The sequence below is a fragment of the Pedobacter sp. N23S346 genome (assembly GCF_048515415.1).
Classification (GTDB): Bacteria; Bacteroidota; Bacteroidia; order Sphingobacteriales; family Sphingobacteriaceae; genus Pedobacter.
Genome location: NZ_JBLYEE010000021.1, coordinates 23,359 through 38,125, shown reverse-complemented (window position 1 = coordinate 38,125; position 14,767 = coordinate 23,359). Strand labels below are relative to the sequence as shown.

Sequence of the window (14,767 nt, the reverse complement as noted above, 5' to 3'; positions counted from 1 at the left end):
CAACTTATTTAAAACTGCCTTAGAACGTTCCTAAAGCAAGGTAATCTCAACTAATTCTAAAATTTTGGAAATTTCGTTTTAAAACGACATCATGTAACTTGTTATATATCAATATTTTATATTTATGCCTCTGGAAATTTGGTTTTACCGTTTATATAGGAGCTTTATTAGAAACTTGAAATACTTTTATTAAATGATTCCTTTTGCGCTTGGGTCTGTAAGTCTTTACCAACTATATAAGCCCTAACAGGTTCATTATTTTTGGTCTCCACTGCTTGCTGTACATCAGCATTACCATTAGCCGCTTTATTTAAAACAGTTGAATTTATTGTAGGTGGAACGACTGCCTGACCACTACCAGCACCACCAGATTTAGCTGGAACTTTAACACTTAATATATTTTTAACCGCAGCAAAACCAGCTAAACCAGTTACAACCGCTTGTGCAATTGCATAACCAGGTATTGGTACACCAGCAAATGCTTTCAATTGTCCTGCAATGGCAGCATAAGTACTAATCAATGCACCAGCCACAGCTAAGGCTTTACCAGCTACTGTTTCTTTACCTACAATATCTGATAAGGCAGTTGCACCTGCACTAATAGCATCATATAATAATAGCTTTTGTTCTTTCTCTTTGGCAGCTATATCTTTTCTTGCCTTTGCTTGTGCATCTTCAATTGCTGTAACACTAGTTTCATGGTCTTTTTTGGCTTGTTCTAACTCATTATTTTGACCTCTTAACTGTACCAACTTCAATTGGAAAGCAGCATTTTCAGCATCCAAACGTGCCTGACTTAATGCATTAATCTTGTTGGTTGCTTGCTCTGGGGTATCATTATCATCAGGTGCATTTGCCAATTCTGATTTCTTTAAATCATTATTTGCACCAGCTAATACATTTGTTGAAGTTTCTAAATCGCTGTTTTGAGTTTGAAGATTTTTTCTAACGTTATTGATAGCATCTTTTTGTGCAGGTGTTGCATTCTTTAAGAGTTCATCAGCTTGCTTATCAATTTCATTTTTCTTCTTTTGAAATTCAGATAAAGATGCATCAGTAATTGAAGCGGTATAAGCAAATATGATATCATCATATTTTTTATTGATGTTAGCCCTTTCAATACCTTTTGCCTTTTCAATATCAAGGGTTGATTCACCTAATTTTTTGGCTAATTCAAGCTGTTTTTGATATTTAATTTCAATTGCGGTTAACTCTTTACCTCTTTCATTTTGAGTTCCTTCTTGAATAATCTTTGCAGCATCTTCATTGTATTTTTTTACCTCTGCTAACTTTGCTTTCTTCTCTGCATCTGCTTTATCTTTAGCTGCTTTAGCTTTTGCAGCTGCTTCTTTAGCTAATTTTTCAGCTTCATCTGCATTTTTTTTAGCAATAGTTGCTTCAAATACTGCCCTATCTTGTGCAATTTCTTTCGATTTAGCTGCATCATCTTTGGCTAATTCTTGTTTCCTTTTGAAATTGGCTCTCTCTAGTTCTTCTGTTTTCTTACCACCAGCCTTTAGAATTTCAATTCTATCTTCTGTAGATTTTATATCAGCTTCTAACTGTGCTTTTCTCCGCTTGGCAGCATCATTTGCTTCACCAATTGCAACACCTTTTTTGAAGTTGTTAACTACATCCAAACCATTTTTCATTTCTTGGATGGCACCTTTGAAATCACCTTTCAATAATTTAATAGCAGATTTGATTGGTGCAATTAGGTAGTTGACAATCACAGAACCAACACCGATTACAATATTTTTAACCTTATCAAATGTTGCTCCTGCACCATCTAAGGATGGGATAAGTTTAACTACTGATTTCTTTATCTCATCAAAGTTGGCAACCAGATAAGCAATGGCAGCTATTAGTAAACCAATACCAATTGAAGCCAAAGCAAACTTTAAAGCCTTAGCTGATGTAGATGCTGTATTCTGTGCTAATGTCTGTGCTTCTAATGCAACTGTTTGCGCACCACTTGCAATGGTAGCTTCTGCTGTTGCAACTGTAGTTGCTTCTGTTGCAGCTGCTGTACCAAATAATGTAGCAATAAAGGGTTTTAAAATATCTTGCGAATCACCGAAAGTATCTATTAACCCTATTAGACTTTGAAGTCCTTGAAGTTTGGCGATTGACTCATTAGCTGTCTCAGATGATACACCTAAAGCAACTAAACCACCTTGTAATCCAGCAAATGATTGAGCTAAAAGTCCTGCAACTTTCGCCACACCTTGAAATTTATTCCCTACATCTAAAGCTGAAACAGTTCTATTTAGTACATCCTGTGCATCAGTAAGCCTTGCAATCTCGGCTGCTGCTCGCCTATATTCTTCTGTGTTTTCCTTATGCGCTAACGCTAATTCTAATGCTGCTTGCTTTGCCTCTTTTAATTGCTGCTTGAAGGACTTAACGCCACCATCCAACTTGGTTTTATTGGTGTCCTTTAACGCACTATCAATTTCTTGTATACCTTGAATTGCTTGTTGGTTATCAACTCCAACCTGTAAAATTATTTTCTCATCATCTCTCTTAGCCATGTAAATATTCTTTGAGATAAATATTATGGCATGAAAAAGGCAACCATTTCTGATTGCCCTAGCTAATGATTTATTTAAATCTTTTGCAGTGTTATATCGGTAGGTTCTGAATTGTTCCCATAATCGAGATTTAACAACTTATAATATCCTGTACCGTTGGGTGCATCAATAAATATCGGTTTTTTAAAATTCAAATTGGAAATATCTATTTCATTCAGATAGCCAGAAACCTCTATAGTTGCAGTGTTGGCATCATTATATTCTTCAATTTGCTTTTGATAAAAGTCTTGGAATATAGATTTTGAATCAGGAATACTCTTGTAGTAAACCTCATCTGGTGAACCAAAATTCAAATCCAAACCATTATAAATGGTGTGAAGCTCTGGGTAGTGACCAGATACCATCACATAAGTTTGGAATTGGTATTCACCCGTTTCAGCGTTTTTAAACCAATTTCCAATTTCATAATCATCGCAACTTTTTGAACCAGTGTAGAACATCAACCTTATAGTCGATTGCCTTGCAACCTTATTATTGGTGGCATCATAAGTAAAGAACAATGGATAGTTTCTATTGCCAAATGTGGCTACTGGTGTAGGCGCAAAGATTACTTCAATAGCTGAATCGGTGGTGATTGATGTAGTATTGTTATAAGTATAATTACCATAGGCAACGCCATATTTGGCTTTATATGCTGCATTCAAATAATCTGAATCTTCTTTAAATTGAAATTTATATGACTTGAAAATCTGTTGGAAACTATTGATTTTAAGTTTAGAAAAATCAATCTTATTACTCCAATTGTTAGCTGCTCCAACTAATTTTGATGGTGAAAAGTTATCATAAAAATCATTGTAAGGGGTAAAGATTATGTGTTTAGGGCTATCAATATTAGAATAAACATACAGATTGAACATATTTAAAAGGCTTTTTAAAAAGTCTGCTTGCTTGTAGGTATTGAATGATGTCTGCTTTTTGAAATCAATCATATCATTTAATTCTAATTCAAATTTTGTTGTGCTGATGTTATCACCAAATTGGATAAATGAATCACCTGGGTTATAAACAAACACACCCATAGCTGGGAATACTGGTGGAGTACCATTTGAATAGGAATAGTTATAATTATAAACACAGACTGCAACTTGGCTACCAGCAGCTACATTCAAAGCGCTTTTAAACTTCAACAATTTTGTCGTTGTGTAGTTAACACCATTTAAATTAATTCTCGTTACCTCTGATTGTGATGCTACATTCCATGCTTGGCTATTACTTGAGCGTTCCAGTATTAGAATTTTTGAATCATAATTGAGATAATTGGCCGAATTTGCGCTAAAGAAAGCAGTGATGTAGGTTACACTAATATTTACCTCAACCGTTGTATTAATGCTTTTGTTGCAGGTGAAAATGTTATTTATGTAGTCAAAATAAGGTTCTGAATTGGGTGTGAAGAAACCTTTATCATCTGTAAAATTACTCCATGCTATCTGAGTCTTATAAGTGTTAACTCCATTTCCTTGATTCCCCATCTGATTGTTAGAATCTCCAAAATAATTTTGAGTATTATCCTTTGTTCCATAAAGTACTACCCCACCATCAATTGTATTGGTTAGAACATCAGCGTTATTTGGTACAATCAGATGGTTAAACTTATCCTTGAAGTCTTCATTACCTTCAATTGAATAAGTATAGCCATTTAATACAGGTTGCTGAAATATCTTTTTGATATAATCCTGTACAAAAAATGATGGTCTAAAGTCTTTATAATCTATTTTACTAACTGTTTTTTCATCACCATAAACTGATTGACCATAATCGGCAATGCCATATATGTACCCACTGGTATTGGTCCAACTATTTAAGATATTATCAATTGAATAAGCATGGTTATATTCACTAAAATCTAAATCAGATAGTAATAAATCTTTTATTTTAGCAAAGAAATTAACTGTATATCCTGTGATGACAGCACTATAAATTGTGTTACCCTGCGCATCAATTGTTACATCAGTGATTTTAAAGAAACCCTTACTTATCAAAGAATCATTCTCATATAGCAAGCAGTCACATTCCTTATTCAAGTTGTAATTGAACATCAACGATTGACTGTAATTATTGTCGTTAATCCTATTTAAATCAAATATGTTCCCAAGAATTCTGTTATTGGTTTTAGTTCCTTTTAGCTGGATATTTTTAGTTGTGGTATCCTTTCTGGTGGTGATATCCGAAATGTCTGCAATGGAAAATGTTGTTACCGACAAATCCAAAGATTCAATCTCCAGCTTGGCAAAGTTACCATCTGGTTGAGTTAAATAAATTGATTGATTTGTCATCTTAGTAATTGGTTGAATATTGGATTTCCAATCGGTTAATCTTACCACCATTAGTTTTTCTTATTGCAACTTGGTAATTTGAATTTTTAATAGTGATTGGAATTAATGTTGAACCAGATTCAACATATACATTTTCGGATGTAATCAACTCACTTAAATATTGCGTTTCAACATCGGTTAATGGATTAGAAAATACAGTGTAACTAGATGTTGATGTTGTATTGATAATTCTCTCTGATGGGTTTAAAATCCCATTTGAACTATCAGAATATACACCAGAATTTAATTGAAGAATATTTGATTTAAGCGTTGTTTTAGTTGTGCTGATACTCTGAATTGGATTATAGAATACATGTGTTGTAACGCCTCCTAATGAGTTTGTGAACAAGATATTTACTGGTTGTAAATGGCATGAATCATTTACAAGTTTATAGGTTTTTGTTTCAGTTACCGCAGTACCATTGCCAGCAATTAAATCAACTTTATATTCTTTAACTCCATTGAAATCAATACCAAGTGCTTTAGGTGATACATTCAACCTAATCATCAACCCATCAGGTATATTACTTAGAACCTGATTAATTTGATTTCCAACATTATTGAATAATCTTATTCTAACCTGCCTTGCAATAAACGATGTATTGATAAAGTAAAGCTGCTCGTTTGATGTAAATGATTGTGGTGAGATAGATGGTTTTACATCTAAGAACTTAGCTAACCTGTTACCAGTAACAACATAATCATCAGGGTTAAATGCTTTAAAGAGCAATCTATCAATCTTTGCATCCCATACAGTATATCTATCATTACCATTATTATAGGTTGCACCATCTTGCGTTAAACCATTAACTACTATTCTTTCAGTTATTACCAATCTATATGATAGCGTTGCGCCACTAACAGCTTCTGCAATGGTATTTAGATTGGTTACTTTAACCTGTACTAAGTTGGAAAGGATAGATGAAAGGTTAAATGATACCCCTGTGGTGTGGTCTGGTCTAACATAATAGTTGCCGTTGAAGATTACACCACCTGATGATGCTTCCAATATCTTTACATTGAAAGATAAAATACTAGGGTTATCAGATTCTATTTGAAATATTGAATCATTCCCTGATGGTTGATAAGTATAAGGTGCTTTTGTTATAGAAATCATTTAAAATGTTTCCCATAAATATTATAGCCCAAGTACCTGTAAACGAGAAAACCACCCTTTAGAGGTGGCTTGTATTAATTCTTCTTTTTATTCATTACATCGTTTCCATATTTATTGCGGATGGTTGAAATCAAACTCTGTTCTGTAAACCCTGCAACAACTTCTTTCATATTCTCAATTAATGATGGGATGTGCTTTCTAAAGACATCTTTAGGTGGTATACCTTTTTTTGAATAGATACTTTTGCTTATTGCCCAGGCTAAACTTTCAATTGCTTTTTCTTCATCAAATTCTTCGAAAGGAGAACCCTCACCACCAAAGAACTCATTGTTCCTTAGATTGATATTCTTTCTTTTAATCCATTCTTTAATTGGTCCAATTGGTGGCATCTTATCCTCATATTGGTAAGGTGTATCATAAAGTTGTTTACCAACCGGATTAACACCCGCATCAATGTAAAGTAGATGTTCTGCACCATAAATTTTTAGTGTATCATCTTCAACTTCCATACTTAAATTGGATATTGTGCCAGTTACAGATATACCAGCTTCATCGATTGACTTGATAACCTCATCTATAAATTGACCTACTACACTTTCAACTCCATCAAGTTCAAATGTGAATTCTTCAACTGATGTACCGAGTGAACCTAATGAATCAATTTGATTTCTAAAGTTCGCTGCACGTGAAGATGATGATGCTGATGATAAGTTACCTGCCATTATTTAGTTAATTGCGCCTGTTGGCTTTGTATGAACTCTACCTGATGATGTAGTAGATTAGCGAAATGCAATACTGTAATTACATTCATCTCCATCACATCAAAGAATTTTTCATTTAAGAATGTTGCTACATCTTTGCAGAGGATGAACCAGCCGAAGTTCTTGTTAAACTCGTTTTGACTTTGCTTTTTATCGCTTTCCACTTTTGACTGACTATCTGCTTGATTATCTTCATGCCCAAAGAGAACCGGAAATGTGTTGATAACCTGTGTTTCAATTTCTTTTTGAGCAAAAAAAAAGTGTTGAAGGCAACATCAACAGTTAAGTCATCTTCGTTTATTTCTTCAATGTGAAACAGCTTAACTATACCAGCCATATTGGTTAACCACCCATCAGCAGATTCTGTAAGCTTCTGATAAATAATAAAGTCATCATAACTTAACTTATCAATGTTCTTTAATTTTGGATTGTATTCACCAGTTAATGGTTTATTATCAAGGAATTTTAATCTAGTATATATTGCAACAATTTCATCAGATGTGATATCTGAATCACTGATATTAATCCCTGTGAACACATAGAAGTAAATCTGAAACACTTCTTGTAGGTACTCACCATCTTCAACTTCTTGTGGCGCTGGCAACATGTGGGTCAACTCAATATAAGTTGATAATTTTACTTCATTCCATCCCCTTGGAAACTTCTCTAAATATTTAAAATCTTTCATCGGTTATAAATATTATTGATTAGATAAATCCAAATGTGTTGATGAAGTTGCTATTGGTCTTAGCTGTATTTTTGTATTTATTTGCTATTGCAATGGCAGCAACGCAATCATCGTGACAACCATTGATAGCACTATATTTAATATGACCAGTTGAAGAATAGGTATATTCAAATGTTGACAATTCATCAGCGGTTTTTTCATTGAATTTTAATTCTCCCTTTTCAATAGCTAGTACCATTTCCATAATCAGCTTTGGTTTAGATACACCTGTAAATTCAAACCCTTGAAGATTTTGAACACCATCATTAATTAAGCTTTCATAAATCCCATCACCAAGTGAACCATGTGTACTATCTATCACCTTTAGTATTGATGATGGTAATGCTTTTATCTTTTGTTTGGTAACTTCATTTGGAGTCTGAAATCTATCGAAGTAACTCATCACACCATTTTCATCTAAACCAGTTATTACAGTCCAATCGGTGTACTTGGCAACATCAACACCATATACCACTGTTGGCTTAGTTGAAAGTTGCTTTATAGTATTTGCTTCAATGTAGTTTAGAGATACTACAGCAGCATTGTTTTCACCTGCTATTGCTAATATTTCTTGATTAAATCTTGCTTCTGGTTGTGTTAATTTCTTCCCATCCAATTCAGCTTTAGATAGGTGTGGATTATCATAACTTGAAAAATGGAAGTTTTGCCAATCGGGATGTTCGGTCTTTGTTAGAGCAAAGAAGTAGTCCTTACCTCTGGGAGTGCTTACAAATATTGCTTTAGAGTGCGGTGCATAATCAATCAAGGTATTAGATATTGCACCTTCCCAACCATCCTTTAAATCATCAATATATGCAGCCTCATCTACTATAATTAAATGAAACTTCGAACCCCTCAAATTATTGAGCTTTTCACCTGTAAAGAATTCTATCTTACCACCATTTAATAATTCAATGGTTAAATCACTGATGTTTGCTTTTTTTACAGTTTGCTCTGGGATGTACTTTAATACCTCATCAAAGAACTTTTTACCAAGATTATAGGTTGGTGTTATGTAACCAACATTCTTTCCTTGGAAAATATACATGATTGAAATTATCTGGCAAAGGAGTGATTTGCCCCATCTTCTGCCATTACAAAGCGTTATGTACCTTTTGGTTTCAAGTGCCTTTAATACTTCCCTTTGCCCTTTATGGGGTTGTGGTAACCTTAAATTTATTTGCTCTCTCACTATTCCGCATCACTATCATTCTTTAGGTTATCCAAATCAAATGAGATATTCACATCGAACCCACCACTTAATTTAGTATCGTTTTCATTTTTAGTTGATGAAAGTTTTGGTTTGATATAGTTCATCAAATCAGTGTACAGTTGAAGTCTTCTTGATGGGTTAACCTTCTCGAGGTCATCTAAGATGTTATCTTCCAACGCATTCATCACCAGCTCTAAAGATGCCCTGATTGCTGCTGTTTTTTTATTTATTGTACCCTTTGTTCTTCCGCCTGTTTTTGGAGTTCCTTTTGCTTTTGCCATTCTATTTCATTCTGTTTTAGAATAAATATTATGGTAACAGGATAGTTACTAGGGTAAAAATCTATACTTAATATTAGGCTACTTACTAAGCCTAGATAGGAACTAGTATTCCCATTAATATAAGATTCCAATTGGCTATTTTTGAATCAGTAAAACAATCGACATTATGCGATTGCAAATGAATATAAAAACTTTGCTGTTAGATTGTTATCATCAATCCGCTTTAAATTGAATTTATAGTTCTACCGTCTATAATTCGGTTATACTTCGGTGATATTTTGAGAATGGAAATGCTGATTTTTGAATTAATGTTTCGCAAGTACATACTATTTACTATATGGGAAAGAAGATTTTAGAAATTGTAAATTTAAAGGTATTTGGATTTGGTGTGCTATCTAATACTGGCATGTGGGGTTTCGCCATTATAGTCGCAATATGTATTTATTATATCATAATGAGGAATAAGCCAGTTGAACGAGAATACTTCTCGAATGGTAGAATCAAAAAAGAAACTTTTAGAAAATTTTTATAGTGATATTAGCACTATGGAAAAGAAAACGCTCACAGAAAGAAGAAACGATAATGGTATTAATTATCGTGGTAGAATTTTAAATAAGGTAATCGATGTAGAAAAAGTAATTGAAATTTTTATTTGTAGATATTTTGCAGAAACGGAAAAGAAACAATTTCAGCTTCATTTTTTAATATTAGGTGATAACAGGATGAATCTTGATAGCAAAATTCAGGTTTTTGTTTCAATTGCGAAAAGTGAACATCTTGATTGGTATAATTCATATATAACCACGAGAAAGGAAGAAAAAAAAGCTCCTGACTTACATAAAGATTTGAATCATTTAATAGAAAAGAGAAACATTCTTGCACATGCTTACATGACTAATGACTATACATTTACCCCAGATAGTATGAGTTTAAGACAAACTAGAAGGATTAACAATGATGGGGATGAAGTAGTTTACTTTAATAAATTTCAGAATAAAAATAGGGAACTAATTTTCTCAAAGAAAGACATTGATGATTTAGAAGAATTGAGTTTAAACATAATAAACTTTATCATTGGAAAGAGTTGGGATATCTTAAATGGTAAGTAGCTAACTAAAAACTTTTAACCCAAGGAATTACCCATTTCACAACTGCTAATACTGCACCAAAAATGGTTATCATCCAAACCATAGTTTGAAGAACTGTTTTAGTATCAGGGTGTGCGAAGAAATCTAGTATTTTTCTAGCTCTACTTTTCTTTGGATTAGTATCTGATAACAAGATTGGGTCACCCGCTTTTCTTTCATTAGCTTTAACAAATTGAGAAATATCTCTCATTGTATCATAAGGAATTACTTGTGGTTCATCATAAGCTTTAAAGTCCGAAAAATTCCGATAGCCTCCACCATCAACAACACTTCTTCCGAATTGAGTAATTGTGTAGTAGTCTGTGCTATCAACTTTAATTAATCCATCATGTACCAAAGATTCAATCACCAATCTGGCTGAATTATCTTTGATATTGCTGACAACATATTTGTGATGAATTTTAGTAGTTCTGTTGTACAAGAAGTTCAAAGCCCTATCAAATAATAGTGGTGAAAGGTTTGGCATTGCGTTAATGTATTTTATCTATCAAATCTAAATAAAATAGTTTCAATCTGTTCTGTTAGATTCTCTTTCGCCAAATTCCATTTACTGATTTTCTTTTCACCTTCTTCAAATTGGGAAAGTAAGCTATCATATTCACCGCTGAAATTTATCTCTGGGTTGCGCTTGCTCACTTCTAATACCTCATCTAAAACCCTTTTTGCTGGGTATAAATCTTGGTCAGATAATTCATTTGCACGTTGCAATAATTGCTTAAGTTTTTCAATGTCGTTTGCATTTATCATACTGCTAAAATACAAAAACCCCTACCATTTAGAGCAGGGGTAAAACAAACAATAGGTAACCTCGTTAAATTTCTTCTCCCAATATTTTAATTAATGTTTTGATTGGAGCAAAGGCATATATTAATAAACCAAAACATAATGCTTTTAAAAACAATCCAACAGTAGGTTTAGCTTCTGCATCTCTCAATTCTCTTAATACTTTTTTATTTATTTCAATCTTTGCTTCTGCATCAGCTTTTTTTCTTTTTTCATTGGCAATAATTTCTGGTCTGGCATTAGTTACAAATAATTCATTATTTAATTTGGCGTTAACCGACCTTAAAAACATCTCCAAATAAATTATATCAGCTTCTCTTTGCTTTATATAATCTTCAACTGAAATATAGTTGTACATCCCGTTATTCTCGCTCATATTTGCTTTAACCTTTGATTCTCTCAACTGCTGTTTGAAATTCTTACTTTCCATCTTTTTTAACTCCTTTCTTTTTCAATGGCTTGATAGGTTCTTCAAGCTCTGATATTGAATAAACTTTTGCCAATCTATCCCACACTAGCACCATCTGTTTGAAAGCATCAGCTACACAGCTACTGCATGATGCATTAAATAATCTTGGTAATGCTCCAATGTATAATTGATTTATAGCAGTGTATGCTGGCTTCATCTGCTCAACAACATCCGCTGATACAGCATGTAATTGTTTATTTTTATAAGCCTCGAATTTGCTTGATAGTGGTTTTAATAAATTATATAGTTCTTGTTCTGTCATCTTAGTTTTTCTTTTAATTCTTTAATTTTTTTTGAGAGTAATTCTCTCTTTAATAGCGTTTCTTTACTTCTTTTTCCTTTCGGTTGAGTACCTATCATTTCATAGAAGGTTTGCTTTTCATCGGGTGTTAGCCGCTCGAGAATGTCTTCAACAGTAAAATTGTATTGGTCAAAAAAAGTATCTTCATCTTCCTGCTGGTATAGTACCATTTCATTAGCCTGGTCTTTATCATCTTCATCTAATTCTTTCTCAGTTGGAGATATACTCAATGCATCATGAGCCAAAGCAGAGCCATGCAATATGTAAGTCATCAATGAATGCTTCGGATAAATTCTTTCTTCACCATTAACTAACTTGGTAAGGCGATAAAACCCTTTTAATTTGATGATGGTACAGGCATAACCACATAGCTTTACTATGTTTAAATCTTTACCCTCTTTGAAGAATTTATCAGCGAACTTCTCATCATCCATGCGCCACAGCTCTACAAACAGCATTTGATAGAAATCATCTATGTAATGGTGTTGTGTATCGAAAATACCATAGACTTTCAACCAGTTGCTGATGTAATGCTTAAGTGGATTTGCTTTATTGTTGGATTGTTTTTTGAAGTAGTATCTATCTACTCTGCCAGTATTATAGAACTCGGTTAACACCTTATTTTTTAATCCAGCTAAATCGGTATTGAATTTCAATTAATTTAATGGTGTCGGGAGTGCCTTAAGCACCCTATCAATCACAACAGCTATAACTGGTGCTGTGACTGCTAATACCAATTGATGGTAATCTTGTTGTATTCCTGCGATTATTAACCCTGTCCAAAAGGTCAAGCAGTAAATACACTTTGCAGGTTTGGTTGGAAGTTTTGCGACCATCCATAGATAAACGGGATTCATCAGTAACCAGTTGATGAATAAGGCTAACAGGATTGCATTAATTAGCATTTTGAGATTTTCCAATTAGTATTAATGCCTTGATACAATTTGATGACTTTGAATTATCATAAAACTCATCATCTTTAAGTGGCTCATCATACTTTGAAATTCCTGGGCAACTTCCAAAAGTGTCAATTAAGTAGCTATTTAATTTTGCCAAGTCAAATGAAACGTTTACCTCAATTTGTCTGTCTGAATTAGATATTGTCCAATTACTTTCAACCCTGTCAATCAGATGTCTGAATAAGAATTCAGTGAGGATTATATTCACATCGCTAGATTTCCCGAAATATTTCAATATAATATTTGCTAAGAAATTTTCTTTTACTTGCAAAATTTTAATATCTCTCGAACTGCTAATAGTGGAATCACTTACACCATGCATTTGTCTAGATATATGTACTTTTAAAATTTCATCATAAGTTAAAATCTGTTGAGCAGATATAACCGAACCATCAGACTTTCTGTCTAAGTCTAAAAGACTATCAATGTTAAATAGCATTATTAGTGTTTTTTATTGAATCCATCTTTGTCATCAGATGTTATAGGCTCTTTGGTTGCCTTATCATTTGGTGGTAATACTACAAAAGCACCAAGCATTAAAAAGTATCCATTTTCTATCCAGTTTACAGCAGGAAAAATTGAACTTAGAATGGCAAAAATTATTAATAATACCAACAACTGGTTTGAAAACTTTCCTAACCAACTAGCCATTTTATTGAATAACATAATGTGTTTGAATTTAGAAATGGTTTTGGTGGATGAATAAACAAAAACACCCACCTTACCATTTAATTAATTATACCGATAATGCGGTATAACCTTGTTATCCAGTTTCGCTAATTACTTAGCTTCCTGTAATGTTTTTATTAAGGCATCATTAATAAATAAGGTCTAGAGAATTGAATTAATTACCATTCTTATTAAAATCTTCTAAATATTTATCCATTGCTAGTTTTTCCTTTTCTTTCCAATCTGCTGGAATCCTTTTTATAAAGTTTTTAGTATTGTCATGATTAGTAAACACCCTTACTCCAAATTTTTCATCACCAATTGTCAAATAACCAGAAAGTACATCTAAAGGAATTAGTCCTAATTCCATTGGTTTATCAGCTAAAAAACCCTTTACAAATTCTTCATCAACCATACACTGTAAATCAGTGTTTATATTTAAAACTAAATTATTTATCGTGCTTGTTTCCATGTTGTTCTCGTTCTATTTAAATCTTTTTGCATTACTTGCAGATATTGACATATCTCATAATTTTCTGCATTCTCGTTCATCCTAATTAATGATTTGATGATAAATTGAAAAGCATCTTTTTCTTCACTTAACGAGCTCAGATTGAAAACTAAGAAGGCTTTATTTAATTTATCATTATCATAGCCCTTTGATGTCATCATCCTGTGTACTTCATCCAGCTTTTCATTGAATCTATTGATTTTTTGCCTTGTCATTTTTAATCATTTTCTGCTGTAATAATCCACCAAATGATTGATGAAATAATTATCATTGAACCAACTATACCCATAAGTTAACCCACCCTTAGTAATTTGTCAATGTCATAACCAAATGTTTTTCCACCTTTTTTTATTAAAGTCATGTAACCTTTATCCCTGCATTTCTTTCTATCAAAATATATCCAAACTTCATCCCGCATGTATGGATTGTTACCATATTTTGTAGAGACTGCATACTTAGTTTTGATTTCATACACTGATGGGTCAGCTGCGATTTTCCTTAGATTGAAGCAGAAAGTGTATCGATTGGTAATTGAGAAATAAAGCGGTGTTACATCATCCGGTGTACCATTCACCAATTGGTCGAAATCCTTTTTGGTCAACACCGTTGTATCAAAATATAATTGGCTCGAATGATTGCATTTGATTTCATTTAAAATCTTTTGGTTGCTGATTGTAGTACCGCTGTTATCCCACCAACCATATCTGTCTGGGTTCTTTGTCTGTGTATCGAAACTTACTAACCCATTCAAAATTGAAATTCCAATCTGGTCAAATAGGTCACATTTATTTAATTCTTCTGTTGCTTTCATATATATAAATAGTAGGCTACAAAAAATATGACCAAAAAAGTTATCCACATTTTAGTGCATAAAAAACCCTTTACAGTTAAGTAAAGGGCTAGTAATCAAATAGAAGTTAAA

The 14,767-nt window shown here is 33.0% G+C and carries 18 protein-coding genes; 1 reads left to right on the top strand and 17 read right to left on the bottom strand.

Annotation, left to right across the window (positions count from 1 at the left end):
- Positions 1-167: 167 nt before the first annotated feature.
- The 7 genes from ACN1CD_RS22840 to ACN1CD_RS22810 all read right to left on the bottom strand — a co-directional run bounded on the left by ACN1CD_RS22840 (position 168) and on the right by ACN1CD_RS22810 (position 9,005).
- Positions 168-2,534, bottom strand: coding sequence for a hypothetical protein (locus ACN1CD_RS22840; protein ID WP_419132737.1), 2,367 nt, complete (start codon positions 2,532-2,534; stop codon positions 168-170).
- Between the two features lie 74 nt (positions 2,535-2,608).
- Positions 2,609-4,867, bottom strand: coding sequence for a hypothetical protein (locus ACN1CD_RS22835; RefSeq protein ID WP_419132736.1), 2,259 nt, complete (start codon positions 4,865-4,867; stop codon positions 2,609-2,611).
- 1 nt (position 4,868) lies between these two features.
- A complete protein-coding gene (locus ACN1CD_RS22830) occupies positions 4,869-6,023 on the bottom strand; it encodes a hypothetical protein (RefSeq protein ID WP_419132735.1) in 1,155 nt (384 codons plus the stop codon).
- A gap of 74 nt (positions 6,024-6,097) precedes the next feature.
- Entirely contained in the window at positions 6,098-6,745 is a 648-nt protein-coding gene (locus ACN1CD_RS22825; protein WP_419132734.1) for a hypothetical protein, read from the bottom strand.
- Positions 6,746-6,872: 127 nt separating this feature from the next.
- Positions 6,873-7,472: a hypothetical protein gene (locus tag ACN1CD_RS22820; RefSeq protein ID WP_419132733.1), complete on the bottom strand. Its 600-nt coding sequence runs from the start codon at positions 7,470-7,472 to the stop codon at positions 6,873-6,875.
- A 19-nt stretch (positions 7,473-7,491) separates the two neighbouring features.
- Entirely contained in the window at positions 7,492-8,703 is a 1,212-nt protein-coding gene (locus tag ACN1CD_RS22815; RefSeq protein ID WP_419132732.1) for a terminase large subunit domain-containing protein, read from the bottom strand.
- Complete coding sequence (locus ACN1CD_RS22810) at positions 8,703-9,005, bottom strand: hypothetical protein (RefSeq protein WP_419132731.1); 303 nt, start codon at positions 9,003-9,005, stop codon at positions 8,703-8,705. Before ACN1CD_RS22810 ends, ACN1CD_RS22815 begins: the two co-directional genes overlap by 1 nt.
- 491 nt (positions 9,006-9,496) lie before the next feature.
- Between ACN1CD_RS22810 and ACN1CD_RS22805 the strand changes: the two genes are divergently transcribed.
- The gene (locus ACN1CD_RS22805) at positions 9,497-10,114 is read left to right on the top strand and encodes a hypothetical protein (protein WP_419132730.1); all 618 of its coding nucleotides are present in this window, start codon (positions 9,497-9,499) and stop codon (positions 10,112-10,114) included.
- 4 nt (positions 10,115-10,118) lie between these two features.
- Here the strand turns inward: ACN1CD_RS22805 and ACN1CD_RS22800 are convergent, their stop codons facing one another.
- The 10 genes from ACN1CD_RS22800 to ACN1CD_RS22755 all read right to left on the bottom strand — a co-directional run bounded on the left by ACN1CD_RS22800 (position 10,119) and on the right by ACN1CD_RS22755 (position 14,656).
- On the bottom strand, positions 10,119-10,619 hold the full coding sequence (locus tag ACN1CD_RS22800) for a hypothetical protein (protein WP_419132729.1): 501 nt from the start codon (positions 10,617-10,619) through the stop codon (positions 10,119-10,121).
- A 14-nt stretch (positions 10,620-10,633) separates the two neighbouring features.
- Positions 10,634-10,900 (bottom strand): hypothetical protein, encoded by a 267-nt coding sequence (locus ACN1CD_RS22795; protein WP_419132728.1) that lies wholly within the window; start codon positions 10,898-10,900, stop codon positions 10,634-10,636.
- Positions 10,901-10,964: 64 nt separating this feature from the next.
- Positions 10,965-11,366: a hypothetical protein gene (locus ACN1CD_RS22790; RefSeq protein WP_419132727.1), complete on the bottom strand. Its 402-nt coding sequence runs from the start codon at positions 11,364-11,366 to the stop codon at positions 10,965-10,967.
- Entirely contained in the window at positions 11,356-11,667 is a 312-nt protein-coding gene (locus tag ACN1CD_RS22785; RefSeq protein WP_419132726.1) for a hypothetical protein, read from the bottom strand. Before ACN1CD_RS22785 ends, ACN1CD_RS22790 begins: the two co-directional genes overlap by 11 nt.
- Positions 11,664-12,362, bottom strand: coding sequence for a hypothetical protein (locus ACN1CD_RS22780; RefSeq protein WP_419132725.1), 699 nt, complete (start codon positions 12,360-12,362; stop codon positions 11,664-11,666). The genes ACN1CD_RS22785 and ACN1CD_RS22780 overlap by 4 nt, the downstream gene beginning before the upstream one ends.
- Positions 12,363-12,600: 238 nt before the next feature.
- Positions 12,601-13,104 (bottom strand): hypothetical protein, encoded by a 504-nt coding sequence (locus ACN1CD_RS22775; RefSeq protein ID WP_419132724.1) that lies wholly within the window; start codon positions 13,102-13,104, stop codon positions 12,601-12,603.
- A 2-nt stretch (positions 13,105-13,106) separates the two neighbouring features.
- The gene (locus ACN1CD_RS22770) at positions 13,107-13,331 is read right to left on the bottom strand and encodes a hypothetical protein (RefSeq protein ID WP_419132723.1); all 225 of its coding nucleotides are present in this window, start codon (positions 13,329-13,331) and stop codon (positions 13,107-13,109) included.
- A gap of 178 nt (positions 13,332-13,509) precedes the next feature.
- Complete coding sequence (locus ACN1CD_RS22765) at positions 13,510-13,806, bottom strand: hypothetical protein (RefSeq protein ID WP_419132722.1); 297 nt, start codon at positions 13,804-13,806, stop codon at positions 13,510-13,512.
- Positions 13,788-14,060, bottom strand: coding sequence for a hypothetical protein (locus ACN1CD_RS22760; protein ID WP_419132721.1), 273 nt, complete (start codon positions 14,058-14,060; stop codon positions 13,788-13,790). Before ACN1CD_RS22760 ends, ACN1CD_RS22765 begins: the two co-directional genes overlap by 19 nt.
- A 77-nt stretch (positions 14,061-14,137) precedes the next feature.
- Complete coding sequence (locus tag ACN1CD_RS22755) at positions 14,138-14,656, bottom strand: hypothetical protein (protein ID WP_419132720.1); 519 nt, start codon at positions 14,654-14,656, stop codon at positions 14,138-14,140.
- Between the last annotated feature and the right edge of the window lie 111 nt (positions 14,657-14,767).

What these genes read in the sequence shown, in the direction of transcription:
- ACN1CD_RS22785 (WP_419132726.1), bottom strand. Translation starts at nt 11,667, where the DNA reads ATGACAGAACAAGAACTATATAATTTATTAAAACCACTATCAAGCAAA.
- ACN1CD_RS22755 (WP_419132720.1), bottom strand. Translation starts at nt 14,656, where the DNA reads ATGAAAGCAACAGAAGAATTAAATAAATGTGACCTATTTGACCAGATT.
- ACN1CD_RS22835 (WP_419132736.1), bottom strand. Translation starts at nt 4,867, where the DNA reads ATGACAAATCAATCAATTTATTTAACTCAACCAGATGGTAACTTTGCC.
- ACN1CD_RS22760 (WP_419132721.1), bottom strand. Translation starts at nt 14,060, where the DNA reads ATGACAAGGCAAAAAATCAATAGATTCAATGAAAAGCTGGATGAAGTA.
- ACN1CD_RS22770 (WP_419132723.1), bottom strand. Translation starts at nt 13,331, where the DNA reads ATGTTATTCAATAAAATGGCTAGTTGGTTAGGAAAGTTTTCAAACCAG.
- ACN1CD_RS22830 (WP_419132735.1), bottom strand. Translation starts at nt 6,023, where the DNA reads ATGATTTCTATAACAAAAGCACCTTATACTTATCAACCATCAGGGAAT.
- ACN1CD_RS22820 (WP_419132733.1), bottom strand. Translation starts at nt 7,472, where the DNA reads ATGAAAGATTTTAAATATTTAGAGAAGTTTCCAAGGGGATGGAATGAA.
- ACN1CD_RS22805 (WP_419132730.1), top strand. Translation starts at nt 9,497, where the DNA reads ATGGTAGAATCAAAAAAGAAACTTTTAGAAAATTTTTATAGTGATATT.
- ACN1CD_RS22825 (WP_419132734.1), bottom strand. Translation starts at nt 6,745, where the DNA reads ATGGCAGGTAACTTATCATCAGCATCATCATCTTCACGTGCAGCGAAC.
- ACN1CD_RS22790 (WP_419132727.1), bottom strand. Translation starts at nt 11,366, where the DNA reads ATGGAAAGTAAGAATTTCAAACAGCAGTTGAGAGAATCAAAGGTTAAA.
- ACN1CD_RS22765 (WP_419132722.1), bottom strand. Translation starts at nt 13,806, where the DNA reads ATGGAAACAAGCACGATAAATAATTTAGTTTTAAATATAAACACTGAT.
- ACN1CD_RS22775 (WP_419132724.1), bottom strand. Translation starts at nt 13,104, where the DNA reads ATGCTATTTAACATTGATAGTCTTTTAGACTTAGACAGAAAGTCTGAT.
- ACN1CD_RS22800 (WP_419132729.1), bottom strand. Translation starts at nt 10,619, where the DNA reads ATGCCAAACCTTTCACCACTATTATTTGATAGGGCTTTGAACTTCTTG.
- ACN1CD_RS22810 (WP_419132731.1), bottom strand. Translation starts at nt 9,005, where the DNA reads ATGGCAAAAGCAAAAGGAACTCCAAAAACAGGCGGAAGAACAAAGGGT.
- ACN1CD_RS22795 (WP_419132728.1), bottom strand. Translation starts at nt 10,900, where the DNA reads ATGATAAATGCAAACGACATTGAAAAACTTAAGCAATTATTGCAACGT.
- ACN1CD_RS22840 (WP_419132737.1), bottom strand. Translation starts at nt 2,534, where the DNA reads ATGGCTAAGAGAGATGATGAGAAAATAATTTTACAGGTTGGAGTTGAT.